Here is a 26,404-nt window from a genome sequence, read left to right as displayed (position 1 = left end):
CGGCGTTGTCCACAGACCGGGACCCCGCGGCCCCGGACTTAAGCCGCTGCATTTAGCATCCGGTTCATGACGGTGCCGCCTGTTGAACTCGACGATCTCGCCGATCCCGCAGCGGGGTTCCCGCAGGCCACGCGGGAGCAGTGGAGGACGCTCGCGGCCGAGGTGCTGCGCAAATCCGGCTGGGACGGTTCGCCGGACGAGGCCGAGGCCGCCCTGACCACCACGACCTACGACGGGGTGGCGGTCGCCCCGCTGTACGACGCCGCCGACCTGCCGGCCGTGCCGGGAACGGCGCGCGCGGTGCGCGGCCCGGGCGCATGGGACCTGCGTCAGCGGCACGCCGACCCCGATCCGGCCGCGACCCGGGAGGCGATCCAGGCCGACCTGGAGAACGGCGTCACGTCCCTGTGGCTCGACCTGAACGCGATCGACCCGGCCGCGCTGCCGGCCGTGCTCGACGGCGTCCTGCTCGACCTCGCTCCGGTCGTCCTCGACGCCGGCCCGCGTACGGCGGAGGCGGCGGAGGCGTTCCTGCGCCTGGCAGACGGGATGGCCGAGGGGGCGGCGCTGCCCGGGGGCAACCTGGGCTCCGACCCGATCGGGCTGGCCGCCCGCACCGGCGTGACCGTGGACACCGGCGTCGCCGTGGCGCTCGCCCGCCGCTGCGCGGCGGAGCACCCCGGGCTGCGGGCGATCACCGTCGACGCCCTGCCCTACCACGACGCGGGCGGCGCCGACGCCGAGGAGCTCGGCTGCTCGGTCGCGACCGGCGTCGCCTACCTGCGGGCGCTGACCGGCGCGGGCCTGACGGCCGAGCAGGCGTTCGGGCAGCTCGAGTTCCGCTACGCCGCGACCGCCGACCAGTTCCTCACCATCGCCAAGCTCCGGGCCGCCCGGCGGCTGTGGGCGCGGGTCGCCGAGGTCACAGGGGTCGCGGGAGAACCCGGCAGGCAGCTTCAGCACGCGGTCACCTCGTCGGCGATGATGACCGTCAGAGACCCCTGGGTGAACATGCTGCGCACGACCGTGGCCTGCTTCGCGGCCGGGGTGGGCGGGGCGGACGCGGTGACCGTCCAGCCGTTCGACGCCTGCCTCGGGCTGCCCGACGCGTTCGCCCGGCGCATCGCCCGCAACACCCAGTCGCTGCTGGTGGAGGAGGCGAACGTCGCCCGGGTGGCCGACCCGGCCGGCGGCTCGTGGTACGTGGAACGGCTCACCGAGGACCTCGCCGCCCGGGCCTGGGAGTGGTTCCGGGAGATCGAGCGGGCCGGCGGCATGGCCGCCGCGCTGGAGCGGCTGGTCCCCGAGCGGCTGGCGGCGACCAGGGCCAGGCGCGCGGACAACCTCGCCCACCGCCGCGACCCGATCACCGGGGTCAGCGAGTTCCCCGACCTGAAGGAGAGGCCGGTGTCCCGGCGGCCCGGTCCCGGGCTCGCCGCGACCTCCGCCAGTGTGTCCGGTGGGGGACTGCCGGTGATGCGCTACGCCGAGGACTTCGAGGCGTTGCGCGACCTCGCCGACGCCCAGCCGAGCCGGCCCACGGTGTTCCTCGCCACGATCGGGCCGGTCGCCGCGCACACCGCGAGGGCGACCTTCGCCGCCAACCTGTTCGCGGCGGGCGGCGTCGCGACCGTCACCAGCGGCCCGGGCACCGATCCGGCCGCCATCGCCGCGGCCTTCCGCGACTGCGGCACCCCCGTGGCCTGCCTGTGCTCCAGCGACCGGCTCTACGGCGAGCACGCCGCGGCGGTCGCCGCGGCGCTGCGGGAGGCCGGGGCGCGCAAGGTCTGGCTGGCCGGGAAGGGGGAGTATGAGGGCGTGGACGCCACCCTGTACGCCGGGTGCGACGCGCTCGGGGTGCTTCGCGCGACGTTCGACGATCTGGGAGTGAGCCGATGATTCCGGATTTCTCGGAGATTGACCTGGGGTCGGGCGCCGCGGCGGCGGACATCCCCGGCGGCCCGGCCTGGGAGACGCCCGAGGGCATCGCGGTCAAGCCGTTCTACACGGCGGCCGACCTGGAGGACGGACCGTCCCTCGAGACCTACCCGGGCGTCGCGCCCTTCCTGCGCGGCCCCTACCCGACGATGTACGTCACCCAGCCGTGGACCATCCGGCAGTACGCCGGGTTCTCCACGGCCGAGGAGTCCAACGCGTTCTACCGGCGCAACCTGGCGGCCGGCCAGAAGGGCCTGTCGGTCGCCTTCGACCTCGCCACCCACCGGGGCTACGACTCCGACCACCCACGTGTCGCCGGCGACGTCGGCATGGCGGGCGTGGCGATCGACTCGATCTACGACATGCGGCAGCTGTTCGACGGGATCCCGCTCGACCGGATGAGCGTGTCGATGACGATGAACGGCGCGGTGCTGCCGATCCTGGCGCTCTACATCGTCGCGGCCGAGGAGCAGGGCGTCACGCCCGACAAGCTGGCGGGGACCATCCAGAACGACATCCTCAAGGAGTTCATGGTCCGCAACACCTACATCTACCCGCCGGACCCGTCGATGCGGATCATCTCCGACATCTTCGAGTACACCTCCAAGAAGATGCCGAAGTTCAACTCCATCTCGATCTCCGGCTACCACATCCAGGAGGCCGGGGCCACCTGCGACCTGGAGCTCGCCTACACACTGGCCGACGGGCTGGAGTACCTGCGCGCCGGGGTGCAGGCCGGGCTCGACATCGACGCGTTCGCGCCGCGCCTGTCGTTCTTCTGGTGCATCGGCATGAACTTCTTCATGGAGGTCGCCAAGCTCCGCGCCGCCCGGCTGCTGTGGGCCCGCCTGGTCAAGGGCTTCGGCCCGCGCAATCCCAAGTCGCTGTCGCTGCGCACGCACAGCCAGACCTCGGGATGGTCGCTGACCGCGCAGGACGTGTTCAACAACGTCGTACGGACCTGCGTCGAGGCGATGGCGGCCACCCAGGGGCACACCCAGTCGCTGCACACCAACGCCCTGGACGAGGCGCTCGCGCTGCCGACCGACTTCTCGGCGCGGATCGCCCGCAACACCCAGCTTCTGCTCCAGCAGGAGTCGGGCACCTGCCGGGTGATCGACCCGTGGGGCGGCTCCTACTACGTCGAGCGGCTGACCCGGGAGCTGGCGCGGGCGGCCTGGGGCCACATCCAGGAGGTCGAGCGGGCCGGCGGCATGGCCCGGGCCATCGACCAGGGGCTGCCCAAGATGCGCATCGAGGAGGCGGCGGCCCGCACCCAGGCCCGCATCGACTCGGGCAGGCAGCCGGTGATCGGCGTCAACAAGTACCGCCCCGAGGCCGACGAGCCGATCGAGGTGCTCAAGGTCGACAACACGGCCGTGCGCAACCAGCAGATCGACAAGCTCCGCAGGCTGCGGGAGGAGCGCTCGGCCGACGCCGTCAACGAGGCGCTGGAGGCGCTGACGAAGGGCGCGGCCGGCGGGGAGAACCTGCTGGAGCTCGCGGTGAACGCCGCCAGGGCCAAGGCCACGGTCGGGGAGATCTCCGACGCGCTGGAGAAGGTCTTCGGACGGCACGCCGCGCAGATCCGTACGATATCGGGCGTGTACCGCGCGGAGGTGGGCGGCGCCGCGGACCGGGTCCGGGAGGCGTGCGCGCAGTTCGAGAAGGCGGAGGGCCGCCGGCCCCGGATCCTCGTCGCGAAGATGGGCCAGGACGGCCACGACCGGGGCCAGAAGGTGATCGCGAGCGGCTTCGCCGACCTCGGCTTCGACGTCGACGTCGGCCCGCTGTTCCAGACGCCAGAGGAGGTCGCCCGGCAGGCCGTCGAGGCCGACGTGCACGTGGTCGGGGTCTCCTCGCTGGCGGCCGGGCACATGACGCTGGTGCCCGCGCTGCGGCAGGCGCTCGCCGACCTGGGCGCGGAGGACATCATGATCGTCGTCGGCGGCGTGATCCCGCCGGGCGACGTCGCGGAACTGCGGGCCGCGGGCGCCTCGGCGATCTTCCTGCCCGGCACGGTGATCGCCGACGCCGCCCTGGAACTGCTGCGCAAGCTGTCCGCCCGGCTGGGTCACAGGTGATCGCATCGGTGATCGAGGACTACGTCAAGGGCGTGCTGTCGGGCGACCGGCGGTGGACCGCCCGGGCGATCACGCTGGTGGAGTCGACCAGGGCCGACCATCGGGAGATGGCGCAGCGGCTGCTGGTCGAGCTCACCCCGCACGCCGGCAAGGCCCGCAGGGTGGGCGTGTCCGGGGTGCCCGGGGTCGGCAAGTCGACCTTCATCGAGGCGCTCGGCACCCATCTCACCGGGCAGGGTCACCGGGTGGCCGTGCTGGCCGTCGACCCCTCGTCGCGACGCTCGGGCGGCAGCATCCTGGGAGACAAGACCCGGATGGCCAGGCTGTCGGCCGATCCCAACGCCTTCATCCGGCCGTCCCCAACGGCCGGGACGCTCGGCGGCGTGGCGAAGGCCACCCGGGAGGCCATCGTCGTCGTGGAGGCGGCGGGCTACGACATCGTGCTCATCGAGACGGTCGGGGTCGGCCAGTCGGAGACCGCGGTCGCCGACATGGTCGACACCTTCCTCCTGCTCACCCTCGCCCGCACCGGTGACCAGCTCCAGGGCATCAAGAAGGGCGTGCTGGAGCTGGCCGACGTCATCGCGGTCAACAAGGCCGACGGCGAGCACGAGATGGCCGCGCGCAAGGCGGCGCGGGAGCTGTCCGGTGCGCTGCGGCTGCTGCGCTCGGCCACGCCCGTGCTGACCTGCAGCGGCCTCACCGGCGCCGGGCTGGAGGAGCTGTGGGCGCACGTCGTGCGCCACCAGGAGGGCGCGGACCTCGCCGCCAGGCGCAGCCGCCAGCAGGTCGAGTGGACGTGGGCGCTGGTCAGGGAGCGACTGCTGGCCATGCTCCGCGACGCCACCGGGGAGATCGCGCCGGAGATCGAACGGCAGGTCCTCGACGGCACCCTCACCCCGGCGCTGGCCGCCGACCGCATCCTGGCGGCCTTCCTGCCCGGCGAAGACCAGGCGGACGCCTCTCATGACACCCGGGGGATCACCTTTCCTCCCGGGTGAGAAAGATCGCTACCCGTGTGACCGGGAATGCACTGTTGCACGTTTTCCCCGGTCGAAACCGTGCCACCATGTGGCCGCTTTCGATTACGGGGAGGTGCGATGAACCACGATCCGATGATGCCGCCGCAGGTGGAGCGCGCTCTGCGGGAGTATCGCGCGTTACTGTCCGCACACGGGATCACCTGGGGTGAGCCGCCGCTGGGATACGTCCGGATGATGCCGTTCCTCCGGTTCCCGGAGGAGGCCGACCGGATGAGCATCACGCCGGACCTCGACGCGGAGTTCCGCGACACGCTGGACGGCGAGGTCCCCCGGGGCCTGGTGGCGCTGCGGCTGACCCTGGACGGCCACCGGCTGAAGCATCGCCTGGAGCACGGTCCGGCCCGGCCGCTGCTGTCGCCGGGGCCGGTGCCCGTAATCCTGCTGGTCGACTCCGCGCTGCCGCACCCGGTGGAGGTGACGGCCGACGGCGTGCCGTACGGGATCGTGGCGGGCGGGGCCAAGCTCCTCGACGTGACGACCGCGACCGTGCTCACGGTGGACGGCGAGCCGGTGGACCTGTCGGGGCTGGCCCGGCCCGCGCCGGCCGCGCGACTGCGGTTGCGCGCGGGCTTCCCGTGCCGGTGGAGCGTCACGTCGGCGGACGGCCAGGGGTGGTATCCGGAGGGGGTGCCGGAACGGCGCGACAACGACGACAGGCCGTTCTTCCACGGCGACGACATCGTGCTCGCCGTGCCCTGCGAGCCGGTCACGATCCGGGTCTCGCGCGGCATGGAGTACGGCGTCGCCGAGACGACGGTCGTCCCCAGGACGGGGGAGGAGACGCTGGTCGGGCTCGCGCCGCAGCGGCTGTACGACGCCGCCGCCCGCGGCTGGTACGGCGCCGACCTGCACGTCCACATGAACTGGGCGGGCGACCTGGTCGCCGTCCCTGCGGAGGCGGCCGCCGCGCAGCTCGGCGAGGACCTGCACGTGCTCAACCTCGTCGCCGGGAACGTCGCGGGCGACCGGGTCTACGACCGGGAGGCGCTCCAGCACTGGGCCGGGCGCGACCTGCCGTGGTCGGACGCCGGGCACGTGGCCCGGATGGGCGTGGAGTATCGCAACGACCTGTTCGGGCACGTCCACGTCTTCGGGGTGGCCGCGCCGCCCGCCGTCTACCACACGGGCTTCGGCGCGGACGCCGACTGGCCGCCCAACGCGGCGGTCTGCGGCGACCTGCGGGAGCCGCGCGCGGTGCTCGGGTACGCCCACCCCTTCCACGGCCCGGTCTCCTCCCCGGAGGACGTGGCCGCGAACGGGACCAGGAACTGCACCGGCCGCGCCCTGGTGGTGGACGCCGCGCTCGGCCTGGTCGACGGGGTGGAGGTGCTGCACTTCAGCGACCTGTCGTCCGCGCCGGGGACCGCCGAGGTCTACCGGAGGCTGGTCGGGGCGGGCAACCGGCTGGCCGCGCTCGCCGGGACCGACACCATGCTGTCGTTCACCCGCCAGGACACGGTCTCCAGCCCGCCGGGCTGGGAGCGCGTCTACGCCCGCGTCGACGGGCCGCTCAGCGCCGAGTCGTTCGCCGAGGCCGTACGGCGGGGCCGTACGTTCGCCACCACCGGCCCCTGGCTGGAGCTCACGGTGGACGGCCTGGGTCCGGGGGAGACACTCGACCTGGAGGGCGGCGAGACGGTCGCGATCCGGGCACGGGCCGTCGGGCCTGAGGTGGAGCACATCGAGATCAGGACGGCGGCCGGCGTGCTCGCCGAGGGGCCCGGCCACGAGATCACCGCGTCGCTGTGCGCGGCGGACGCCACCTACGTGGTCGCCGTGGTCCGCGGCGGTCCCCATGCGCGCTCCCCGCGCGGGCGCGCCTACGCCCACACCAGCCCGGTCTACCTGGACGTGCGGGGGCGGCACGTGGCCAGGGAGGAGGACGTGCGCTGGTGCCTGCGGTGGCTCGACCTGCTCGACGAGCTGGTCAGGGCCCGGGCCCGCCTGCGGACCCGGGCCCAGTTGCGCGACCACCTCGACCTGATCGAGAAGGCCAGGGCGGTGTACGAGTCGCGGCTGTGAGCAGAGGTCTGTGGCTACAGGTCGAGTGACGATCCGCCGAAGCGGTCCCGCAGGAACCGGCCCTGGTCCCTGAGCGCCTGCTCGTCCCCCTGGTAGACGGCCTCCGCGATCGCCGACAACCCCGACTCCAGCAGGCCGAGCTGGGCCATCAGCTCCTCGTGCGCGCTGCGCTCGTCGCGCGACCCCCGGCGGGTCAGCGCGTACGTCCTCGGCAGGTTGGCGTACGCCTCAAGGCTGGTGGGCAGGTAGTCGCGGATGGCCTGGGAGACGACGTGCAGGTGGTCGGGGGCGGAGGTGAGCGCCTCCGCCCTGGCCAGCACGTCGCGCAGGATCGCGGCGAGGTCGCCGACCTTGGCCACGACGTCCTCGGGGAAGCGGGGCGGCGACACCTTGGCCACGAGGACGTCGAGGTCGTCCCGCAGCGCCCGCGTCTCGACCTCGGCATGGGAGATCGTCAGCCGCACCCGGTCGGGCGGGGTGAGCAGAGCGCCCACGCCGTACAGCCCGGCGACGACCATCGGCCACAGCGAACCGGCGAGGCCGAGGAAGTGCAGCCCGAGGCCGCCGAGTGCGAGGGCGGAGCCGACGATGTTCCGCGTCGAGCCTAGGTAGGACAGGACCCGGTCACTGGTAGCCACGGATCTCCTTGAACGCCGAGGCGAGCGACGCCTGCCGGGCGTCGAACACCGCGCCGCCGGTGAGCGTGGCGACCTGGCGCATCTCGGACACGTCGCTGTCGCCGAACAGCACCACGAACGTGGGGATCCGGGTGCCCAGGGCCCGGTAGAAGCCGGCGAAGTCCTCGTAGGAGGAGCCGTCGGTGTTCTCGCCGTCCGTCATGAGCACGACCGAGGTGAAGTCCTCGCCGCCCGTACCACCCGATCCGCCCGGGCCGCCCCTGGCCGTCTCGTACGCGTCGCGCAGGCCGTCGTAGATCGCGGTGCCGCCTCTCGCCGTCAGGCCGTCGCCGTACGCGCGGATCCGATTCAGGACCGCCGCGGGATCGCGGTCCGGAACCGTGAACGTGCTCGCCGGGCCGGCCCCGGTGTTGAACGGCAGCATCGTGACCGTCTCCCTGTTGCGGAACCGGGAGAACTGGCCGGAGGCCGAGGCGTCGGTGCCGGTCAGCGCGGCGAGCGCCTGCTTGAGCGCGTCGATGCGGTCGCCCTCCATCGAGCCGGAGGTGTCCAGCACGAACACGGTGCGCGACGGGCGCCGCACCTGGTTGAGGTACGCGTCGATCAGCGCGTCGGCGGCGCTGCGCCGGTTGGGGAAGGGCAGCTCCAGCAGCGGGGCCGTGCCGAACCTGGAGTCCGGCCGCACCTCGGGCACGATGGGCCGCCGCGCCGTGGTCGTCATGATCTCGCGCTGCACCCCGGGTGTGCGCAGCCAGGCCGCCAGCTTGCCGTACAGCTCCTTCTTGGGAGAGGAGGCGAGCAGCGTGAGCGGGTAGTCGGCGGTGACGACGCCGTCGCCGGGATAGACCAGCGTGAGCGGCTCCCCGGAGGCGGTGCGCAGGCCGAGCAGCACGGACTCGTAGTTGATCAGCCCGTCCACGTCGGTACGCCGCCGGAAGGCGTCGGCGAGCCAGCCGGAGGAGCCCGCGGTGAGGGTCTGCGCGGAGAAGAACCCGGTGAGCCGGGGGGTGACGGCCGTGATCTGGGCCTGGTCGAGCGCCTCGCCCGCGTCCGACAGTGCCGCCGCCACACCGACCAGCGCGGAAAAGCCCGAGTTCGACGACGCGGGGTTCGTCATGCCGAAGGTGAAGCGGTGTCTCCTGGCGGCCTCGGCGATGTCCGACCAGGTCGCCCGGCCGGTGTCCCAGCCGAGCTCGCGTGCCTTCGCGCGGCTGAGGCCGAGCACCACGGGCGAGACCATGATCTTGGTTTGGGTGGACAGGCGCGCGTTCGCCCCGTCGATCAGGGACAGGTAGCGGTTGGAGGAGAACCAGACCGCGTCGTAGTGGCCGTCCGCGCCGCCGTTCGCCACCTGCTCGGCGCCGTCCAGCGTGCCGGTGTAGGAGAGCGACACCTTCACGCCCGCCGCGCCGGCCGCCTTGGCGAGCAGCGGCTCCAGGTCCTTGATCTCGCTGCCCGCGAGCACCCGCAGCACGTCGGGCCCGTCCTCCGGCGGTGCGTCCTCGCCGTTGCCCCCGCAGGCGGCCGTGAGGGCGAGCAGCAGGGCCGCGGCGGCGGCGATCGCCCTCCTCACGACGCCGCCTCGTCGGCGCGGCGGGAGCGCTCCAGATAGGCGCGGGCGTGGTCGAGCTCCGCGGTCAGGTTGTCGACGGTGACCGCCATGCTCTCCACGGCCTTGGTCTTGAAGCCGTCGATCATGTCCATCGTCGAGTAGATGTTGTCGAACGCCTTGCTCAGCGCCTCCATACTCACCGTCGTGGCGGCGGCCTGGGCCTGGATGTCTCCCGCCTGGGTGCGCAGCATCTCGCTCGTCGCGAGGATCAGGTCGGAGGTGGTGGTGTTCAGCGCCGTGATCTGGTCGAGCACCAGCTTCTGGTTGGCGAGGGCCTGGGCCACGGTGACGGCCGTACGCAGCGCCGCGATCGTCGTGGTGGTGGCCCGCTCCACCCCCTTGATCAGCTCCAGGTTGTTCTTGCGCACCAGATCCAGTGCGAGGTAGCCCTGGGCCGACACGGCGAGCTGGGTCAGCAGGTCCTGATGCTTCTGACGCACGCCGAACAGCGCGTCCGACCGCAGGGCGTTCGCCTTCTCGGGGTCGGTGAGCTCGATCTGGTCGATCCGTCCCTGCAGCTCCGCGTCGAGCGCCGCCGCCAGCACCGCGTACTCCTGGAGCTTCGTCATCGACTCCCAGAGGTTCGCCTTCTCGCCCTCGATGGCGGCGTTGTCCTTGCGCAGCTCGTCCTGCCCGGACTTGAGCGCCCGGATGATGTCGTCGATGTGCTTTTGCGCGCTACGGTATTTGGCGAAATAGTCGCGAAGCCGGTCGCCGAACGGGATGATCCCGAGCAGCCGCCGGGTGCCGGCGGTCGCCTGCTTGGGGTCGAGGTCGACGATCGTGCGGCGCAGCGCGATGAGCTGACCGGCGACCCGCGCCTGGCCGTCGGCGCCCTCGCCCTTGGCCGACGCCAGCGCCGCGACCGGGCGCTTGAGCATCCGGTTGGCCACCTGGGAGGAGGCGCGGATCTCCGAGTCGCCCATCGAGGTGATGTCGTGCACCTTCCTGGTGAACTCCGGCGACCGGTGATCGAGCGTGGTGAGCTCCTCGGCGAAGCCGGCCGCCTTGCGGGTGAGTTCGGCGCCGCGCTCGCCGGGGAGCGGCAGCATGCCGGCCGCCTTCTCGGCCGGCACCGCCGCCACCGGGGCGGGCGGAGTCAGCACCAGATCTTCGGACACGGGTGTCCTCTCTTCCTGGACGAAGGGGGGTCAGGACGACGGCTTCGCACCGGCCAGGTAGCGCTGCTCGACAGTCGAGATGAGCTCTTCCAGCCGGTCGTAGGCGGGCGGTTCGACGACGTCGACGAGGCTCGCGGGCACCGGCGCCTTGGTCGTGGCCACCAGGTCCGCGAAGACCTTGGGGTCGGCGGTGCGGAAGCCGTACCTGGCGGCGAGACGGGCGAACTCCGGATCCTCCTGCAGCAGCCGCCCGACCTCCGCGGCCCGGTCCGTGAGCGGGACGAGCGTGTGCTTGCTGAGCACGGTCGGCGCGGGGTAGATCAGCCGCATGTCGGGCCGGATCGCCCCGCCGCCCGCGAACAGCCGCGCGGCGTACTGCGCCTCGTAGATCACCACCATCGGCGTCTTGCCGATCCCCAGCGCGAGGTAGTCCTCGAAGGGCGCCTCGGTGGAGGACTCCGAGTAGCCCTGGTCGAGGAACAGCGGGGCGACCGTGCGCGCCACCTCGGCGACCTGCGCCCGCGAGGTCACGACGTCGTCGCCGTTGGCCACGTAGCTGGTCGCCGCGAGGTACATGGCGGCCGAGTTCGACGTGCGGACGTCCGTGGTGGTGAGCAGGACCCGCTTGCGCGCCCGGTAGGAGGCGTTGCCCGGCAGCGCGTCCCAGCGGGTGCCCTTGGCGACGAGATCGAGGAACCTGCGCAGGTCGAGGACCTGGTAGCCCGCGCCCGAGTCGTGGACCACGCCCGCCTTCGCGAGCACGTCCACGATCGGCTGGAACGTCGCGACCGCCATCGGCGAGTAGAACGGCGAGTACGTCCGCGCGATCTTGTGCGCCTGCCTGATCTTCTCGGCGGCCGGGACGCTCGAGGGAAAGGCGAAGTCGTACGGGCGCAGGTCCACCGTGGTCGCGATTTCGCGGGATCCCGCGGTGTCGACCTCCACCCGCAGTCCGTGCCTGGCGAACGCCGCCCTCACGGCGGGATCGTCGAAAAAGGGTTTCTTCTCCGAACCGATCACACCGCGGACCGTGGTGAGCGTCCGCTGCTCACCGCCGCTGCCGTCCTCGCCGTTGCCCAGCACGAGGGCGAGGACGACGACGGCGCCCAGCACCAGCGCCAGCCCGACCCCGATCCAACGTTTCATTCATGCTTTCCTTCGCCCCGTGGCCCTGATCCCCGTATTCCGGATTATGGGAGATAGAGGGATTGGGCGAGCGAGAGGAGAAGGGTGCGACCGAGAATTCAGGAAATGTTCATTGTGCAGTAATAAATGGGGTTGGCGGCGATTTAAGGCCAAGAATACCGCTATATCACCTTTTGTCGATCGAGGGGCTTCAGCGGTACCGGCGGGTGGCGGCCAGGTAGGGCAGGCACATCAGGGCAAGCCCCGCGCAGACGGCGAGCGCCACGGGCGGGCCGACCGGAAGCAGCGTGCCGCCCAGCGCCGTGCCGAGCCCGATCCCGGCGTACAGGGCCGAGGAGTTCAGGCCGACGACCACGGCGGTCTCCCGGGGCGCGGCGTTGATCAGCCGGACCTGCTGCGCCGGGGTCTGGAACCAGGTCGCGGCGCCCCAGGCCGCCATCAGCACGGCGGTCAGCGGCAGCCAGTGCGCGCCCGCCCAGGCCGCCCAGGCGGAGACGGCCAGCGTCGCGGTCAGCAGGGAGAACCCGGCGGTCTGCACGGGGATGGGCCCGTGCCGGTCCACCATGGCGCCCGCCACCAGGTTGCCCGCGACCGCGCCGACGCCGTACAGGAACAGCAGCCAGGTCTCCGCCGGCGCTCCGGCCCCGAGCGCGCGCATCACGGGAACGGCGAAGGCGTAGAGCCCATAGCTTGCGGCCAGGCCGAGCACGGTCAGTGGCAGCACCGCGACCACCCCGGGCTGCCGCAGCGCCGCCAGCCGCTCCCGCAGCGGGATGCGCGGGTTGCCGGGCAACGCGGGCATCGCGGCGAACACGCCCAGCGCGCAGACCGCGCACAGCGCCGCGACCAGGCCGAGCGCCGCGCGCCAGTCGAGGATCTTCCCGGCCAGGTTGCCGAGGGGCACGCCGAGGGCGGTGGCGACGGTGAGCCCGCCGACCACCACGGCCAGCGCCCGGGCCCGCTGCGCGGGTGCGACCAGCGACGCGGCCACCGCGCCCGCGTTCGGGGTGAACGCCGCGGCTCCGGACGCGGCCAGGACCCGCGTGATCATCAGCACGGCGAAGCTCGGCGCCAGCGCCGAGGCGAGGTTGGCCAGGGCGAGCACGGCCAGGGCGCCGACCAGCAGGGCGCGGCGCGGCATCCGGGCCAGCGCGGTGGCCAGGACGGGCGACAGCACGGCGTAGGCGATGGCGAACGCCGTCGCCGACTGCCCGGCGGTGCTCTCCGTCACGCGCAGCGAGTGCGCCATCGCGGGCAGGAACCCGGCCACCACGTACGCGTCGGTCCCGACGGCGAACGTCCCGAGGGCCAACACGAGGGTCGAGCCGAGCCCACGCGGTGCGGCCTCGCCCGCGCTAACCGGGACATTCAACGTCCCTGTTTTGTCCATGAGAATGCTCCATGCCAAAGTGGTGGGAAATCAGTCGGTCATGCGCCCGTAGTTGCGGCGGGTCCGCGCCGCGCCCGCGGGGGCCTGCTCCATCAGGTCGGCGATCGTACGTCCGGCCAGTTCGCGCCGCCATGCCAGCTCGGCCCGGCGCATCAGGCTGGAGATGCCGCAGGGCCGGTCGAACTCGGCGCCGGCGTCACGCCCGCTCACTCCGCGCTTGCGGATCTCCGTGCAGCGGAACGCCTCGAGCGGCCCCTCCACGGCGGTGACGACGTCCATCACCGTGATCCGCTCGGGTGGGCGGGCGAGCGACCAGCCACCCCGGACGCCGGGAGTGGAGGTGAGGATCCCGGCGCGGGCGAGTGGCTGCAGCCGCTTCTTCAGGTACTCCTGCGGCAGGTCGAACCAGGCGGCCAGGCGGCGGATCGACACGGGGGCCTGGTCGTCGAGCCAGCCCAGAGTCACGCAGCAGTGCAGCCCCCACTCGACGCCCTCGCCCATCCGCATAACCGGGACTATACACGTCCCGGTTTGTCGCGGAGGAGGCGGGGGCGTCAGGCGAACAGCGTGCGGCCCCAGTAGTCGCCGCCGTCGACCACCCCGGGCGGGCAGGCGAACAGGCCGCTGGAGACGTGCTTGATGTACTCGTTCAGCGCGTCCTTCTGGGACAGCATCCGCTGGATGGGGACGAACTGCTTGCGGGGGTCACGCTGGTAGGCCATGAAGAACAGACCGGCGTCGAGCCGCCCGAGGCCGTCGGAGCCGTCCACGTAGTTGTAGCCGCGCCGCAGCAGCCGCGCGCCGCCGTGGGCGTCGGGGTGCGCGAGCCGTACGTGCGCGTTGTCGGCGATCACCGGCGTGCCGTCCGGGCCCTTCTTGGCGAAGTCCGGCGCGTCGAACTCCCCGTGCCCGGTGAGCGGAGCTCCCTTGCCCTTGTCGCGGCCGAAGATGGCCTCCTGCTCGGCCAGCGGGGCGCGGTCCCAGGTCTCGATGTGCATCCGGATTTTGCGGGTCACCAGGTAGGTGCCGCCGTTCATCCAGGCCGGGCCGTCGCCGGACGCGGCCCACAGGTGGTCGCGCAGCATGGCGGTGTCCTCGAGCTTGAGGTTGTTGGTGCCGTCCTTGAAGCCCATGAGGTTGCGCGGCGTCGCCTGCGCCCGCGAGGTGGACGAGGTGCGCCCGAACCCGAGCTGCGAGTAGCGGACGGAGACCTTGCCGAAGCCGATCCTGGCGAGGTTGCGGATGGCGTGCACCGCCACCTGCGGGTCGTGCGCGCACGCCTGCACGCAGATGTCCCCGCCGGAGATCCCGGGCTGCAGGTCCTCGCCGGGGAAGGCGGGCAGGTCGGCCAGCGCGGGCGGCCTGCGGTCGGCGAGGCCGAACCGCTCGTCGAACAGCGACGGGCCGAAGCCGATGGTCAGCGTCAGGCCGGAGGGGGGCAGACCGAGCGCCTCGCCGGTGTCGTCCGGCGGCGCCTCGGGCGCCCCGCCCACGGCGCCGAACGTGCCGGCGTCCTTGCCCTGGGTCATCCGGGCCGCGGCGGCGGTCCACTCCTGGAGCAGCTCCACCAGTTCGGCCTTCTTCTTCGTGATCACGTCGAACGCCACGAAGTGCAGCCGGTCCTGGGCGGGCGTGGTGACGCCCGCCTGGTGCGGACCGTAGAAGGGCACGGGGTCGGAGCTGGAGGCCGCGTGGGCGACCGGCTCCTCCGCGAACGACCGGGTGACGACGGCGCCGGCCCCGACGGCGGCCACGCTCGCCGCGCCGAGTCCGAACAGCCGCCTGCGGCTGATGCCTTCACTCATCGGGCCACCACCGAGGCCACCTTGCTGATCGGCTCGGCCAGGGCGTTGATCGCGTCGGACAGCGCCTTGAGGTCGTCCTTGGACAGGTCCGTGTGCAGCTTCCAGCCGTCGCCGCTGCGGTGGGCGGCGAGGGCGTTCTCGGCGTCGGCGAACTTCGCGTCGAGCGTCTTCACCAGCTCGGCGTCGCGCTCCTCGAGCACCGGCCGCAGCGCCTGGACGGCGGCCTTCGAGCCCTGCAGGTTGGCGTCGAAGTCCCACAGGTCCGTGTGCGAGTAGCGGTCCTCCTCACCGGTGATCTTGCCGGTGGCGACCTCGTCGAGCAGTCCCTTGGCGCCGTTGGCGAGCTGCACGGGGGAGAGCTCGACCGTCGCGGACTTCGTCACGATCGTGTTCACGTCGGTCATCAGCTTGTCGGCGATCGGGCCGTCGCCGCCGACGTCCTTCTTGACCCACAGGTCCTTCTCGATGCGGTGGAAGCCGGTCCACTCCTCGCCGTCGGCCACGTCGTTCTCCCGCGCGTCGATGGCCGGGTCGAGGTCGCCGAAGACCTCGGCGACCGGCTCGATCCGCTCCCAGTAGGTGCGGGCGACCGGGTAGAGCTCCTTGGCCTTGGCCACGTCGCCGGCCTTGACCGCCTCGGTGAACTCCTTGGTCTTGTCGAGCAGGGTGTCGGACTGGCTCTTGATGTAGCGCTTGTAGCTGGCCACGGCCTCGGCGAGCTTGGCGTCGCCGGTGAGAGGCTTGTGCTCGCCGCTGACCTTGAGGGGGCCGCGGATGCCCTTGCCGGTCATCCCGGGCTTGCAGGCGGTCTCGTACACGCCCGGGGGGAGTTCCACCACGACCTCGCGGGTCAGGCCGGGCACGATGTTCTCGACCTCGCCCATGACCCGGTCGCCCGCCGCGTACACGTAGAACTCGGTGACCTTCGTGCCGTTGTTGGTGATCGAGAAGGTCGAGGTGCCGGCGGCCAGGTCGGACTTCGCCACCTTGCACTCGGTGTCGGTGGCGGCCACGGTGATCTTCCCGTCGCCGGTCGCGGCCGCCTCGGTCGTGGTGCCGGAGCCCGTGGACGAGCAGGCGGTGAGACCGGCGAGGGCCAGCGCCGCGGCGGCCAGGACGGTGGGGGTGCGCATGTCGGTGGACTCCGGTCAGGAAGCGGGCTGGGGAGACTTGGAAGCGGGGCTCGCCGGCGTCTTGGCCGCGGGCCGCAGGAACAGGACGAGGACGGGAACCAGGTAGGCGACCCAGGCGACGGCCTCCAGCACGCTGGGCTGCGGGGTGATGTTGAACATCCCGCTCAGCAGCGTCGAGTACCAGGCGCTCGGGTCGAGCACGCCGCTGATGTCGAAGGCGTGGGTGTTCAGGCCGGGCACCAGCCCCGACTCCTGCAGGTCGTGCACGCCGTACTTGAAGATCCCGGCGGCGACCAGGACCAGCAGCAGGCCCGTCCAGGTGAAGAACTTGGTGAGGTTGATCCGCAGGGCGCTGCGGTACAGCCCCCAGCCCAGCGCGACCGAGGTGAGCAGTCCGAGCGTGATGCCGATCAGCGGGCTCGCGCTGCTGGTCGCGCCCTGGACGGCGGCGAACCACAGCAGGGCGGTCTCCAGTCCCTCGCGGGCGACCGACAGGAACGCCACCACGACCACGGCGGTGGCCCCGAGTTCCAGGGCCGCGCCCATCTTCTCGCGCAACTCGCCCGACATCTTGCGGGCCGCCGTGCGCATCCAGAAGATCATGAAGGTGACGAAGACGGTCGCCGCCAGGGACGTCACGGCGTCGAACATCTCCTGCTGCTGGGTGGCGAGATGGGCCGCGGTGAAGGTCAGCAGCGCGCCGAACGCGACGGAGAGGAGGACGGCCACGCCGACGCCGGCCCAGACCATGGGCAGCCGTTCGCGGCGGCCGCTCTTGACGAGGAAGGCCACGAGGATGGAGACCACAAGAGTGGCCTCAAGGCCCTCGCGAAGGCCGATGAGGTAACTCGCGAACACATCGTCCTCCGGACGCTCGGTAAGCCTTACCTAAGTTAGGGCAGGTTCACCTTACCGACAAGGTCCCGAACTCCTGGAGCGGGGTAGGACTTTTGTCACCTTCAGGGGCGGCTGAGGTGGCGCCCCGGCGGGGGGTGGATTAATTCGGTGGCGTCCCATCTCGGCTCCCCGTTATCGTGACGGACGTCCTGCCGCCGCACCCTGGAGGGTCACTTGGAGCTCTGAGGTCCCGACACCGCGCCCACGGCCGCCATCGGTGGTCCGGCGCAGCGACCTCAGGCAGACCCTCGCCTCGCGGCCCGTGCCCGCGGTGTCTCCATGCGTTTGTTCACCATTTCGCCCTTGGGGATACCCGGAGCCGCCTCATGTCTCATTCCATTGTCTGTACGGATCTGTCGTTTTCCTGGTCCGACGGGACGCCCGTCTTCGAGAAGCTCGACTTCACGTTCGGCGCCGGCCGGACCGGGCTCATCGGCGTCAACGGCAGCGGCAAGTCCACGCTGCTCAAGCTGATCGCCGGAGAGCTGACCCCGACGAGCGGATCGGTGTCGGTCACCGGGCGGCTGGGTTACCTGCCGCAGAACCTCCCGCTCGGCGCGAGCCGTACAGTGTCGGACCTGCTGGGGATCACGCCCGCCCGGGAGGCGCTGCACGCGATCGAGCGGGGCGACCTGAGCGAGGCGAACTACGACGCGGTGATCTGGGACGTCGAGGAGCGCGCCCGGGCCGAGCTCGACCGCCTCGGGCTGACCGGCGTGGACCTCGACCGGACGGTCGCGACGCTCTCGGGCGGCGAGACCGTCATGGTCGGCCTCGCCGCACGCTTCCTCGCCGAGCCCGACGTGCTGCTGCTCGACGAGCCGACCAACAACCTCGACCTCGACGCGCGGCGGCGCCTGTACGACGCCGTCTCGTCGTGGACGAGGACGCTGGTCGTCGTCAGCCACGACCGCACGCTGCTCGACCTCGTGGACCAGATCGCCGACCTGCCCGCCCGCCGTACGTTCGGCGGCACGCTCAGCGAGTACGAAGAGGTGCTCGCGGTCGAGCGGGAGGCCGCCGAGCGGATGGTCCGCGCGGCCGAGGGCGACCTGCGCCGTCAGCGGCGCGAGCTGGCCGAGGCGCACACGAAGCTGGCCCGGCGGGTGCGCTACGGCAACAAGATGTACGAGCAGAAGCGCGAGCCCAAGATCATCATGCAGGAGCGCAAGCGCCAGGCCCAGGTCTCGGCGGGCAAGCACCGGCTCATGCACGAGGAGAAGGTGGCGGCCGCCCGCGAGCGGCTGGCCGAGGCGGAGGAGGCGGTGCGCGACGACGCCGAGATCCGGGTGGAGTTGCCCGCCACCGAGGTGCCGGCCGGGCGCACCGTGCTCGAACTGGACGGCCTGCGCACGGCCGCCGGGCCGATCGGCGACCTGATCGTCCGCGGCCCGGAGCGGATCGCCCTGCTGGGGCCGAACGGCTCGGGCAAGACGACGCTGCTGCGCACGATCCTGGGCGAGATCCCGCCGGGCGAGGGCTCGGTCCGCCGAGGCGTCCCGGTGCGTTACCTGCCGCAGCGGCTCGACGTGCTCGACGACGCGCTCAGCCTGGTCGACAACGTGCGGGCGGTCGCGCCCGCGGCGTCGGTCAACGCCGTCAGGGCCGGGCTCGCCCGGTTCCTGTTCCGGGGCGCACGGGCCGAACGCCCGGCCGGCACGCTCTCGGGAGGCGAACGGTTCCGCGCCGTGCTGGCCTCGCTGCTGCTGGCCGAGCCCGCGCCGCGGCTCCTGCTGCTGGACGAGCCGACCAACAACCTCGACCTGGCCAGCGTGCGCCAGCTCGCGCAGGCGCTGTCGGCCTATCGGGGAGCGCTCGTGGTGGCCTCCCACGACCTGCCGTTCCTGGAGTCGATCGGCATCACCCGGTGGCTCACCCTGGGCCCTGAGGGGGTGACGTCGTCAGCGTGAATTGACAGCGCCCGCTCACCGGCTGACAGTGTTTCGCGTGATCTCCCCCCGGACCTTCTCGCGCACTGTCCCAGCCGCCGCCGTCGCCGTGCTGGCCGCGTCCGTCACGCTCGCGGCCTGCACGGCGTCGTCCGGTGGATCGGGAAAGGCCGCCTCCGGCGATGAGGCGGCGCCGTCCGCCTCCTCCGGCCCGCCGGCGCTGACCCCGGAGGCGTACCGGAGCGCGCTCGACGCCGCCGGCCGCCCCGCCCGCACGACGCTCGCCGCCATCGCCAAGGCGCGGACCTTCCGGTCGCTTCACCAGCGCATCGGCCGGGCGGAAAGCGCCCTGGAATCCGCGCTGGAGCGGCTCGGGGGGCTGCGGCCTCCCGCTGACGTCGCCCCCGAGCACGCCGACTACGTCGCGGCGCTGCGCGGCCTGAACGGCAGGCTCGGCGCGCTGGACGAGGACGTGACGTCGCACGCCCTGTGCAACGGGACGGCCGTGCTGGCCAGGCTCGGCCGGTCGGGCGAGTTCAAGGCCCTCAGGGCGTCCGGAGGCGACCTGGCGAAGGCCGGAGACTATCCGGTGGTCCAGATCAAGCCGCCGGCCCAGCGCGCCCGCCGCCTCGGCAACGGCACGATGCTGCTGTCGGCGATCCGGGGCGGCCGGAGCAGCCTGACCGTGCAGAACGGCGGCGCGCAGGACGGCGTGGTGACGCTCGTGCGCGGAGGGCGCAAGGCGGTCAGCTTCTACGTGCGCAAGCGGTCGAGCACGAAGGTCGCGAACATCAAGGACGGCACCTACCGCGTCTACTTCACCACCGGCGTGGACTACGACAGGAGCAGCCGCGCCTTCAGCAGGAACTGCGGCTTCTCCAAGTTCGACGACCCGCTGACGTTCCGGACCCTCTACTCGGGCGGCGGCGTGAGCTGGAAGGACTGGACGCTCACCCTCGACGCGGTGTTCGGCGGGAACGCCACCACGAGCGAGGTGGACCCGGACGCCTTCCCGGCATGACCGGACACGGCAGAGGCCGCGGCCCGGATCCGGGCCGCGGCCTCCGTCATGAAGCCTCTGGGAAGGACTCAGCTGGAGAACAGCATGCCGACCCAGCTGTTGCGCCGGTGGCCGTAGTGGCCCCCGTGGTGGCCGCCCCAGGCGGGCCCACCGTGCGCCGGCGGCGGGGGAGCGTAGTGCTGCTGAGCCCACTGGGACTCCATCCGGGTCAGCGTCTCCAGCTCGCCGTAGTCGAGGAAAATCCCCCGGCAGTTGTCACACTGCTCGATGTGGACCCCGTTGCGGTCGAACGTCCGCATCCGGCCACGGCACTTGGGGCACTCCATGTGACGAACTCTCCCTCGGTCAGGTCTCGGCCTCCGTGGCCGCGACGATCCTCACACAGGCGGACACCAGGGCCTCGGCGGCGTCGTCGGGCGGTTCCCCCGCCCGCGCCGCCGTGGCCACCGCCGTCGCGGCCAGTTGGACGGTCAACGCCCGGGCCGGCCCGTCGAGTTCCCGCCACGGGTCGCCAGCGGAGACGGCGGTCCCGCCGGCCGCGAGGTAGGCGGTGAGGAAGCGTTCCCAGTCCCGGGGGTCGAGCAGGCCGGCGGCGTACCACGCGGCCGGGCGGGCGAGGTCCCACGCGGGGTCGCCCGGACCCAGGTCGTCCGGGTCGATCAGCAGCCAGGCCCCGTCGTGCCGGACGATCTGGCCGAGGTGCCAGTCGCCGTGCGTCAGCGCGCCGCCCTCCCTGACCTGCGGCAGCGTCGCGTACGCCGCCCGGATGGGCGCGGCGACCTGATCCGGGACGCCGGCCGCCGCCAGGTCGGCCATGGCCCTGGGCAACCGTGAAGGTCCCCCGGCGGGCGGCAGCCCCGCGGGCGCCCGCCGGGCGTGCAGCAGGGCGAGCAGCCGGCCGCCCTCCTCCCACGGCGTCGTCCCCGCGTCGACGTCGGCCATGGTGAGCGGCTCGCCGGCGGGCCAGATCGTGACGAGCCTGCCGTCCAGCCGTTGGAGGCCGAGGGGAGGCAGCATGACGCCGGGCAGGTTCGCGGCGGCGTCGAGGCGGGCGCGCAGGGCGTGTTCGTCGGTGTCCGGGGGATGGGCCTTGACGACGACGTCCCCGGCCCTGACCACGAGCACACGGGTCTGCTTGAGCACCGTCACCGGCCCGTCGCGGCGCGCCAGCCGCGCCAGTTCCTCGATCACGGGGACACCCTAAAGTGCCCTTATGAGGATTGGGTTTTCTGTGCCGGTGTCGGGCTCGTGGGCGACACCGGAGAACATGAGGCGGATCGCGCGCCGCGCGGACGAACTCGGCTACCACGGGGTGTGGACGTTCCAGCGTCTGCTCTATCCCGTCGGCCACCCGATGGGCCCGGTCTACCGGAGCGTGCACGACCCCGTCGTCGCGCTCGCGTACCTGGCGGGCGTCACCGAGCGGGTACGGCTCGGGGTGGCCGTGCTCAACCTGCCCTTCGTCTCCCCGGTCCTGATGGCCAAGCAGCTCGCCTCCCTGCAGGAGGTGTCCGGCGGCAGGCTCGACGTGGGCCTGGGGCTCGGCTGGCTGCCCGAGGAGTTCGCCGCCTCCGGCGTGCCGACGGAGCGGCGCGGCAGACGCGGCGAGGAGTACGTCGGCCTGCTGCGGCGGCTGTGGACCGAGGACGTCGTCGAGCACAAGGGCGAGTTCTACGAGGTACCGCCCTCCCACCAGGACCCCAAGCCGGCCACACCGCCGCCGGTGATGCTCGGCGGCACGGCCCGGGTGGCGCTGGAGCGGGCCGGGCGGATCGCCGACGGCTGGATCAGCTCCAGCCGCGCCGATCTGGACACGATCGACCAGCAGATCGCCATCGTGAAGGAGGCGGCCCGGCAGGCGGGGCGCGACCCCGACGCGCTGCGGTTCGTCGTCCGCGGCGTCACCCGCGTCCGCCCGGGGGACGAGGGCCCGCTGACCGGGTCGTACGACAAGATCAGGCAGGACGTCGAGGCGCTCGCGGCCAAGGGCGTGACCGAGGTCTTCCACGACCTCAACTTCGACCCGGAGATCGGCAATCCCGAGGCCGACCCCCGAGACTCCATGCGCCGCGCGGAGGAGGCCCTGGAGGCCCTCGCCCCCCGGTGAGAACGACCGTTGCCGTTCCGGGCGGACGCCCGCTCAGGCGGGCGTCCGCGACGCGCGGCTCAGGAGCAGTTCCACCTGATGCCCTGGTAGTTCAGCCCGTTGCCCCACTTGTACGTCCGGTAGTGACCGGGCCGGACGATGTAGCAGGGGCTGTCGGGCCCCACGCGCCGGACGGAGAAGGAGACGGTGTAGCCGCAGTTGTTGGTCACCTTCACGGTCTGGGTGACGTAGCCGGACGAGTGGTTGACGCGCGCGCAGCTCGCGGCGCTCACGGACGCCGGGGCGGCGGACGCGGCACCGGCCTGAGCGGCGGCGGCGACGGTCAGCAGCGCCGCCGCGGACAGGGTCAGGGCGCCGTTGCGGATCCCCCGTAGGATCATGGTGCTTCCTTTCGCCGGACAACCCCGGAGGGGCCCCTCCCCTCCGGTCTCGTTGTTTTGGATGTCCGGCGGGCCGCCGAGGTTCGCGGTCTCCGCGATTCTCCTGGAACCCCGGGTGCGCGGGGACGCCGGCCGAGCGGCTCAGCCACGGCCCACCGGCCTCCGGCACACGTACGCCAGGCCGGGCGGCACGTTGCGCCAGACCGGCCCGGTCGTGAGCACCTCGTCGAAGGCGGCGCGCAGGCGCCGCCGGAAACGCCGCGCCCGGGCCAGCGGCACCGCGGGCAGATAGGTCACCGTGGTGAACGCCCCCGTCGGGCGCAGCACCCGCCCGACCTCCCCGAGGATCGACTCCTGCACGTCCTCGGGGAAGAGCGTCCACGGCAGCGTGCTGACCACGGCGTCGACCCGAGAGACTGCCCGTTCGTCCAGGAGCGCGCCGAGGCGGGCCGCGTCGCCCTGGAGCACGTCCAGCCAGGGCCGGGCGCGTCGCAGGTGCGCCACCATCCCCGGGTCGATCTCGACGGCGAGCTGGCGGGAACCGGGGGCGAGCCGTTCCCTGATGGCCTCGCTGATCGCGCCGGTGCCCGGGCCGAGCTCCACGATCACGGCGGGGCCGGTCGTCGGGACGACGGCGGTGAGGGCCCGCGCGAGCGAGCGCGAGCTCGGGGCCACGGCTCCCACGACGCCCTGCCGGCGCAGCGCCACACCCGCGAACGCCCTCAGATCGGACACCTGCTGCACTGTGTCGTTCAGCTGCACTGTGTCGTTCATGCGGCCCATCAGACCGGTGCGGGATCCGCGCCCACCAGCCGTCCCGGCCCACCTGTGGAGGTATGGCCAGCCCTACCTCCACAGGTGGGCCTGGCCGTCTTCGGCCGGGCCCGGACGGCCTCTAGGGTGGGTCGGGTGCGCCCCAACGGCTCGTGGCAGGCCGTCGCCCGCAAGGACCTGCTGGCGACCTCGCTGCCCTGGCGCGCCCTCGCCTACGTGGTGACGGGCGCGGTCGTCGGTGTGGTCGTACTGGCGTCGCTGGTCGCCTCGCTGACCACCGGGGCGCTGTTCACCGTCTTCCTGGTGGGCGTGCCGCTGCTGGCGGTCCCGGTGGTCGCCGCCGTGCCGCTGGGCGCGCTCGAACGCCGGCGGTTGCGGATCATGGACGCCGAGCCCGCGCCGAGCCCGCACCGCCCCGCGCGCCCGGGCCCGCGCGGATGGCTCGGGACGCGCCTGCGGGAGCAGGCGACATGGCGGGCCCTCGCCTACACGGGCCTGCTGGCCGTCGTGCTCGGCCCGGTCGAGCTGATCGCCGTGACGTACGGCCTGCTGATGCCGCTCGTGATGATCTGCGCCCCGATCAGCGTGGCGGAGGCGGGACCCATCGTGCTGCTGAAGTTCTGGCCGCTCGACTCGCTCACCGAGGCGTTCGCCGCCGCGTTCCTGGGGGTCGCGGTACTCCTGCTGGCCGCCTACCCGATCACCGCCCTCGCGACCGCGCACGCCCTGCTGGCCCGGTTGCTGCTCACGTCCACGAAAGCCGAGTCGGGCGAGCGGCTCGCCGAGCTGACCCGCTCCCGGAGCCGCCTGGTCGAGGCGTTCGAGGTCGAGCGGCGGCGCATCGAACGCGATCTGCACGACGGCGCGCAGCAGCGGCTGGTCGCGCTGACCATGACGCTCGGCCTGGCCAAGGTCTCCCGGGGAGAGGAGGCGGCCGAGCTCGTGGCCAGGGCGCACGAGGAGGCGAAGCTCGCCCTCGCAGAGATCCGCGACCTGATCCGCGGCATCCATCCCCGCATCCTCGCCGACCGCGGGCTGCCCGCCGCGGTCGCGGAGCTGGCCGACCGGTCGCCCGTCCCGGTCGAGGTCGACGTGGATGTCCCCCGGCTGCCGGAACCGGTGGAGTCGGTCGCCTACTTCGTCGTCAGCGAGGGCCTGACCAACGTGGCCAAGCACAGCGGAGCCGAGCGGGCCCGGGTGCGGGGCCGGCTCGACGGCCGGCTGCTCACCGTCGAGATCCGGGACGACGGAGTGGGCGGCGCGGACGTGACCGCGGGCACCGGGCTCGCCGGACTCGCCGACCGCGTCTCCGCGGTCGAGGGCAGGCTGATGCTGTCGAGCCCGCCGGGCGGCCCCACCCTGTTGCGCGCGGAGATCGAATGCCTGCCGGCCCTTCCCCCCTGACCGTCGTCATCGCCGAGGACGGCGTGCTGCTCCGCGAGGGGCTGGCCACGCTGCTGGCCCGCTTCGGCCATCGGGTGGTAGCCACCGCCGGCGACGCCGAGGCGCTGGTGGAAGCGGTGGAGCAGCACGCCCCCGACGTCGTCGTCACCGACGTGCGGATGCCGCCCGGCTTCTCCGACGAGGGACTGCGGGCCGCCGTGGCGTTGCGCGCCGCGCACCCCGGGCTCGCCGTCCTGGTGCTGAGCCAGTACGTCGAGCAGACCTACGCGGCCGAACTGCTCGACTCCGGGGACGGCACCGGCGTGGGCTACCTCCTCAAGGACCGGATCGGGGAGGTCGAGGAGTTCGTGGACGCACTGACCGCCGTCGCCGGCGGGGGGACGGTCGTGGACCCGGAGGTCGTGCGTCAGCTCCTGCGCCGCCGCCGCGACCCGCTGCGGCGGCTCAGCCCACGGGAGAGGGAGGTCCTCGCCCTGATGGCCGAGGGCAGGTCGAACGCCGCGATCGCCCGCGCGCTGGTGGTGTCGGAGGCCGTCGTCGGCAAGCACATCGGGAACATCCTCACCAAGCTCGACCTGCCTCCCGACGAGGACGCCCATCGCCGTGTGCTCGCCGTCGTCGCGTTCCTGCGCGGCTAGATCATCCCGTACGCCTTGGCGATCAGCTCGTAGGAGCGCAGGCGCGCGGCGCCGCCGTGGACCTGGGTGGTGATCATCAGCTCGTCGGCCCCAGTGCGCTTGCGCAGCTCCTCCAGCCCGTCCCGCACGGTCTGCGGGTCGCCGTGCACCACCGTCGACAGCCGCTCGCGGACGAACTCCCGCTCCATCGGGGTGTACGGGTACGCCTCCGCCTCCTCGACGGTGGGCGTGCGGCCGGGCCGCCCGTAGCGCAGGCGCAGCCACGACAGCGCGCCCGGCATGGTCTGGCGCAGCGCCTCCTCGTCGGTGTCGGCCGCGACGGCCGCCACCCCGATCAGCGCGTACGGCCGGTCAAGCACCTCCGAGGGCCGGAACGAGGAGCGGTAGAGGTCGAGCGCGGGCTCGGTGTTGGCGGCGCTGAAGTGGTGGGCGAAGGCGAACGGCAGCCCGAGCAGCCCGGCCAGCCTGGCGCTGAACCCGCTGGAGCCGAGCAGCCAGATCGGCGGCCGGCCCGTGCCCGCCGAGTCCGCGCCGCCCGGCACGGCCCGGATCTTCTCGTACGGATGGCCGGGCGGGAAGGAGGCGTCGAGGAAGCCGGTCAGCTCGGCCACCTGCTGGGGGAACTCGTCGGGGTCCACCTCGGCCGAGCGGCGCAGGGCGTTCGCCGTGGCCATGTCGGTGCCGGGGGCGCGGCCGAGGCCGAGGTCGATGCGGCCGGGGTGCAGCGCGTGCAGCGTGCCGAACTGCTCGGCGATCACCAGCGGGGCGTGGTTGGGCAGCATCACGCCGCCGGAGCCGATCCGGATCGACCGGGTCGCCGCCGCGAGGTGCGCGATGAGCACGGCCGGGGAGGAACTGGCCACTCCGGGCATTCCGTGGTGCTCGGCGACCCAGATGCGGTGGTAGCCCCACTCCTCGGCCCGGCGGGCCAGTTCGGTGGCGTCGCGCAGCGCCTCGGTCGGTGTGGAGCCCTCGCCGACGGTCGCGAGTTCCAGGATCGACAGCGGCACCTCGGCCGTTCCACGCGGCACCCCGCGAATGATGTCCTCGCTCATGCTGGGCCCAACCTGAGGTCGCATCCGGATATTTCCGGACGCGGTGAGGGATGTGCCTCACCGGGTCCTCCGGAGGAAGCCCGGTTCTTCAGGGCCGGGAGGAATCCGGACCCCGTAAGGGGGTGGCCCGGCGAAGCCAAGACAGCCCAGAGCGCCAAGCGCTCATGATTTGCTCCTTCTGCTGACCGGTTAGGCAAAACGCTTGTAAAGTTCGAACGTGCGTACGGCTTACAAGGTGCGGGTCTACCCCACCGCCGAACAGGCCGCGGTGTTGAACCGCACGTTCGGCTGCGTACGGCTGGTGTGG

At 72.6% G+C, this 26,404-nt stretch carries 24 protein-coding genes; 10 read left to right on the top strand and 14 right to left on the bottom strand.

The features are described from left to right. Positions 1-66: 66 nt before the first annotated feature. From Msi02_RS39895 to Msi02_RS39880, 4 genes are all read left to right on the top strand, one after another. On the top strand, positions 67-1,899 hold the full coding sequence (locus tag Msi02_RS39895) for a methylmalonyl-CoA mutase family protein (RefSeq protein WP_204052933.1): 1,833 nt from the start codon (positions 67-69) through the stop codon (positions 1,897-1,899). Continuing rightward, a complete protein-coding gene (scpA, locus tag Msi02_RS39890; protein WP_204052932.1) occupies positions 1,896-4,022 on the top strand; it encodes a methylmalonyl-CoA mutase in 2,127 nt (708 codons plus the stop codon). Before Msi02_RS39895 ends, scpA begins: the two co-directional genes overlap by 4 nt. Continuing rightward, a complete protein-coding gene (gene meaB, locus Msi02_RS39885) occupies positions 4,022-5,023 on the top strand; it encodes a methylmalonyl Co-A mutase-associated GTPase MeaB (RefSeq protein ID WP_204052948.1) in 1,002 nt (333 codons plus the stop codon). Before scpA ends, meaB begins: the two co-directional genes overlap by 1 nt. Before the next feature lie 99 nt (positions 5,024-5,122). Further along, positions 5,123-7,087 (top strand): CehA/McbA family metallohydrolase, encoded by a 1,965-nt coding sequence (locus Msi02_RS39880; protein ID WP_204052931.1) that lies wholly within the window; start codon positions 5,123-5,125, stop codon positions 7,085-7,087. Between the two features lie 14 nt (positions 7,088-7,101). Here the strand turns inward: Msi02_RS39880 and Msi02_RS39875 are convergent, their stop codons facing one another. The 9 genes from Msi02_RS39875 to efeU all read right to left on the bottom strand — a co-directional run bounded on the left by Msi02_RS39875 (position 7,102) and on the right by efeU (position 16,790). Then, positions 7,102-7,725, bottom strand: coding sequence for a hypothetical protein (locus Msi02_RS39875; RefSeq protein WP_204052930.1), 624 nt, complete (start codon positions 7,723-7,725; stop codon positions 7,102-7,104). Next, on the bottom strand, positions 7,712-9,298 hold the full coding sequence (locus Msi02_RS39870) for a VWA domain-containing protein (RefSeq protein WP_204052929.1): 1,587 nt from the start codon (positions 9,296-9,298) through the stop codon (positions 7,712-7,714). The genes Msi02_RS39875 and Msi02_RS39870 overlap by 14 nt, the downstream gene beginning before the upstream one ends. Beyond that, entirely contained in the window at positions 9,295-10,458 is a 1,164-nt protein-coding gene (locus Msi02_RS39865) for a toxic anion resistance protein (RefSeq protein WP_239109219.1), read from the bottom strand. The genes Msi02_RS39870 and Msi02_RS39865 overlap by 4 nt, the downstream gene beginning before the upstream one ends. A 30-nt stretch (positions 10,459-10,488) precedes the next feature. Next, entirely contained in the window at positions 10,489-11,604 is a 1,116-nt protein-coding gene (locus Msi02_RS39860) for a hypothetical protein (RefSeq protein WP_204052928.1), read from the bottom strand. 190 nt (positions 11,605-11,794) lie between these two features. After that, positions 11,795-12,976, bottom strand: coding sequence for an MFS transporter (locus tag Msi02_RS39855; RefSeq protein WP_204052927.1), 1,182 nt, complete (start codon positions 12,974-12,976; stop codon positions 11,795-11,797). Positions 12,977-13,024: 48 nt separating this feature from the next. After that, positions 13,025-13,501, bottom strand: a complete 477-nt coding sequence (locus tag Msi02_RS39850; RefSeq protein ID WP_079319232.1) for an RrF2 family transcriptional regulator — start codon at positions 13,499-13,501, stop codon at positions 13,025-13,027. A 47-nt stretch (positions 13,502-13,548) separates the two neighbouring features. Beyond that, positions 13,549-14,799, bottom strand: coding sequence for an iron uptake transporter deferrochelatase/peroxidase subunit (efeB, locus tag Msi02_RS39845; RefSeq protein WP_204052926.1), 1,251 nt, complete (start codon positions 14,797-14,799; stop codon positions 13,549-13,551). Beyond that, on the bottom strand, positions 14,796-15,932 hold the full coding sequence (efeO, locus tag Msi02_RS39840; RefSeq protein ID WP_204052925.1) for an iron uptake system protein EfeO: 1,137 nt from the start codon (positions 15,930-15,932) through the stop codon (positions 14,796-14,798). The genes efeB and efeO overlap by 4 nt, the downstream gene beginning before the upstream one ends. Before the next feature lie 15 nt (positions 15,933-15,947). Then, positions 15,948-16,790 carry an iron uptake transporter permease EfeU gene (efeU, locus tag Msi02_RS39835; protein ID WP_204052924.1) on the bottom strand — a complete coding sequence of 281 codons (843 nt, stop codon included), beginning with the start codon at positions 16,788-16,790 and terminating at the stop codon, positions 15,948-15,950. 365 nt (positions 16,791-17,155) lie between these two features. Here efeU and Msi02_RS39830 point away from each other — a divergent pair, with 365 nt between their 5' ends. Further along, entirely contained in the window at positions 17,156-18,739 is a 1,584-nt protein-coding gene (locus Msi02_RS39830; protein ID WP_204052923.1) for an ABC-F family ATP-binding cassette domain-containing protein, read from the top strand. Positions 18,740-18,776: 37 nt separating this feature from the next. After that, a complete protein-coding gene (locus Msi02_RS39825) occupies positions 18,777-19,739 on the top strand; it encodes a hypothetical protein (protein ID WP_204052922.1) in 963 nt (320 codons plus the stop codon). 68 nt (positions 19,740-19,807) lie between these two features. Here the strand turns inward: Msi02_RS39825 and Msi02_RS39820 are convergent, their stop codons facing one another. Together Msi02_RS39820 and Msi02_RS39815 are read right to left on the bottom strand one after the other, a co-directional pair. Beyond that, positions 19,808-20,065 carry a TFIIB-type zinc ribbon-containing protein gene (locus Msi02_RS39820; protein ID WP_079319226.1) on the bottom strand — a complete coding sequence of 86 codons (258 nt, stop codon included), beginning with the start codon at positions 20,063-20,065 and terminating at the stop codon, positions 19,808-19,810. 19 nt (positions 20,066-20,084) lie between these two features. Continuing rightward, positions 20,085-20,930 (bottom strand): phosphotransferase family protein, encoded by an 846-nt coding sequence (locus Msi02_RS39815; RefSeq protein ID WP_204052921.1) that lies wholly within the window; start codon positions 20,928-20,930, stop codon positions 20,085-20,087. Positions 20,931-20,952: 22 nt separating this feature from the next. On the opposite strand from Msi02_RS39815, the gene Msi02_RS39810 reads away from it, so the two are divergent. After that, a complete protein-coding gene (locus Msi02_RS39810) occupies positions 20,953-21,846 on the top strand; it encodes an LLM class flavin-dependent oxidoreductase (RefSeq protein WP_204052920.1) in 894 nt (297 codons plus the stop codon). Positions 21,847-21,905: 59 nt separating this feature from the next. On the opposite strand, the gene Msi02_RS39805 is transcribed toward Msi02_RS39810, so the two are convergent. Both Msi02_RS39805 and Msi02_RS39800 read right to left on the bottom strand, forming a co-directional pair. Further along, the gene (locus Msi02_RS39805) at positions 21,906-22,226 is read right to left on the bottom strand and encodes an alpha-amylase inhibitor (RefSeq protein WP_204052919.1); all 321 of its coding nucleotides are present in this window, start codon (positions 22,224-22,226) and stop codon (positions 21,906-21,908) included. 141 nt (positions 22,227-22,367) lie between these two features. After that, on the bottom strand, positions 22,368-23,000 hold the full coding sequence (locus Msi02_RS39800; RefSeq protein ID WP_204052918.1) for a class I SAM-dependent methyltransferase: 633 nt from the start codon (positions 22,998-23,000) through the stop codon (positions 22,368-22,370). Between the two features lie 135 nt (positions 23,001-23,135). On the opposite strand from Msi02_RS39800, the gene Msi02_RS39795 reads away from it, so the two are divergent. Further along, positions 23,136-24,404: a sensor histidine kinase gene (locus Msi02_RS39795; RefSeq protein ID WP_204052917.1), complete on the top strand. Its 1,269-nt coding sequence runs from the start codon at positions 23,136-23,138 to the stop codon at positions 24,402-24,404. Further along, complete coding sequence (locus Msi02_RS39790) at positions 24,380-25,042, top strand: response regulator transcription factor (RefSeq protein ID WP_204052916.1); 663 nt, start codon at positions 24,380-24,382, stop codon at positions 25,040-25,042. Before Msi02_RS39795 ends, Msi02_RS39790 begins: the two co-directional genes overlap by 25 nt. On the opposite strand, the gene Msi02_RS39785 is transcribed toward Msi02_RS39790, so the two are convergent. Continuing rightward, a complete protein-coding gene (locus Msi02_RS39785) occupies positions 25,039-26,097 on the bottom strand; it encodes an LLM class flavin-dependent oxidoreductase (RefSeq protein ID WP_204052915.1) in 1,059 nt (352 codons plus the stop codon). The genes Msi02_RS39790 and Msi02_RS39785 overlap by 4 nt on opposite strands. Positions 26,098-26,314: 217 nt before the next feature. On the opposite strand from Msi02_RS39785, the gene Msi02_RS39780 reads away from it, so the two are divergent. Beyond that, positions 26,315-26,404: helix-turn-helix domain-containing protein (locus tag Msi02_RS39780; RefSeq protein WP_204052945.1), on the top strand; the 90-nt coding region annotated here is incomplete at its 3' end.

The organism is Microbispora siamensis (assembly GCF_016863095.1).
GTDB classification, from domain to species: Bacteria; Actinomycetota; Actinomycetes; order Streptosporangiales; family Streptosporangiaceae; genus Microbispora; species Microbispora siamensis.
This window is presented reverse-complemented; position numbering and strand designations above follow the sequence as displayed.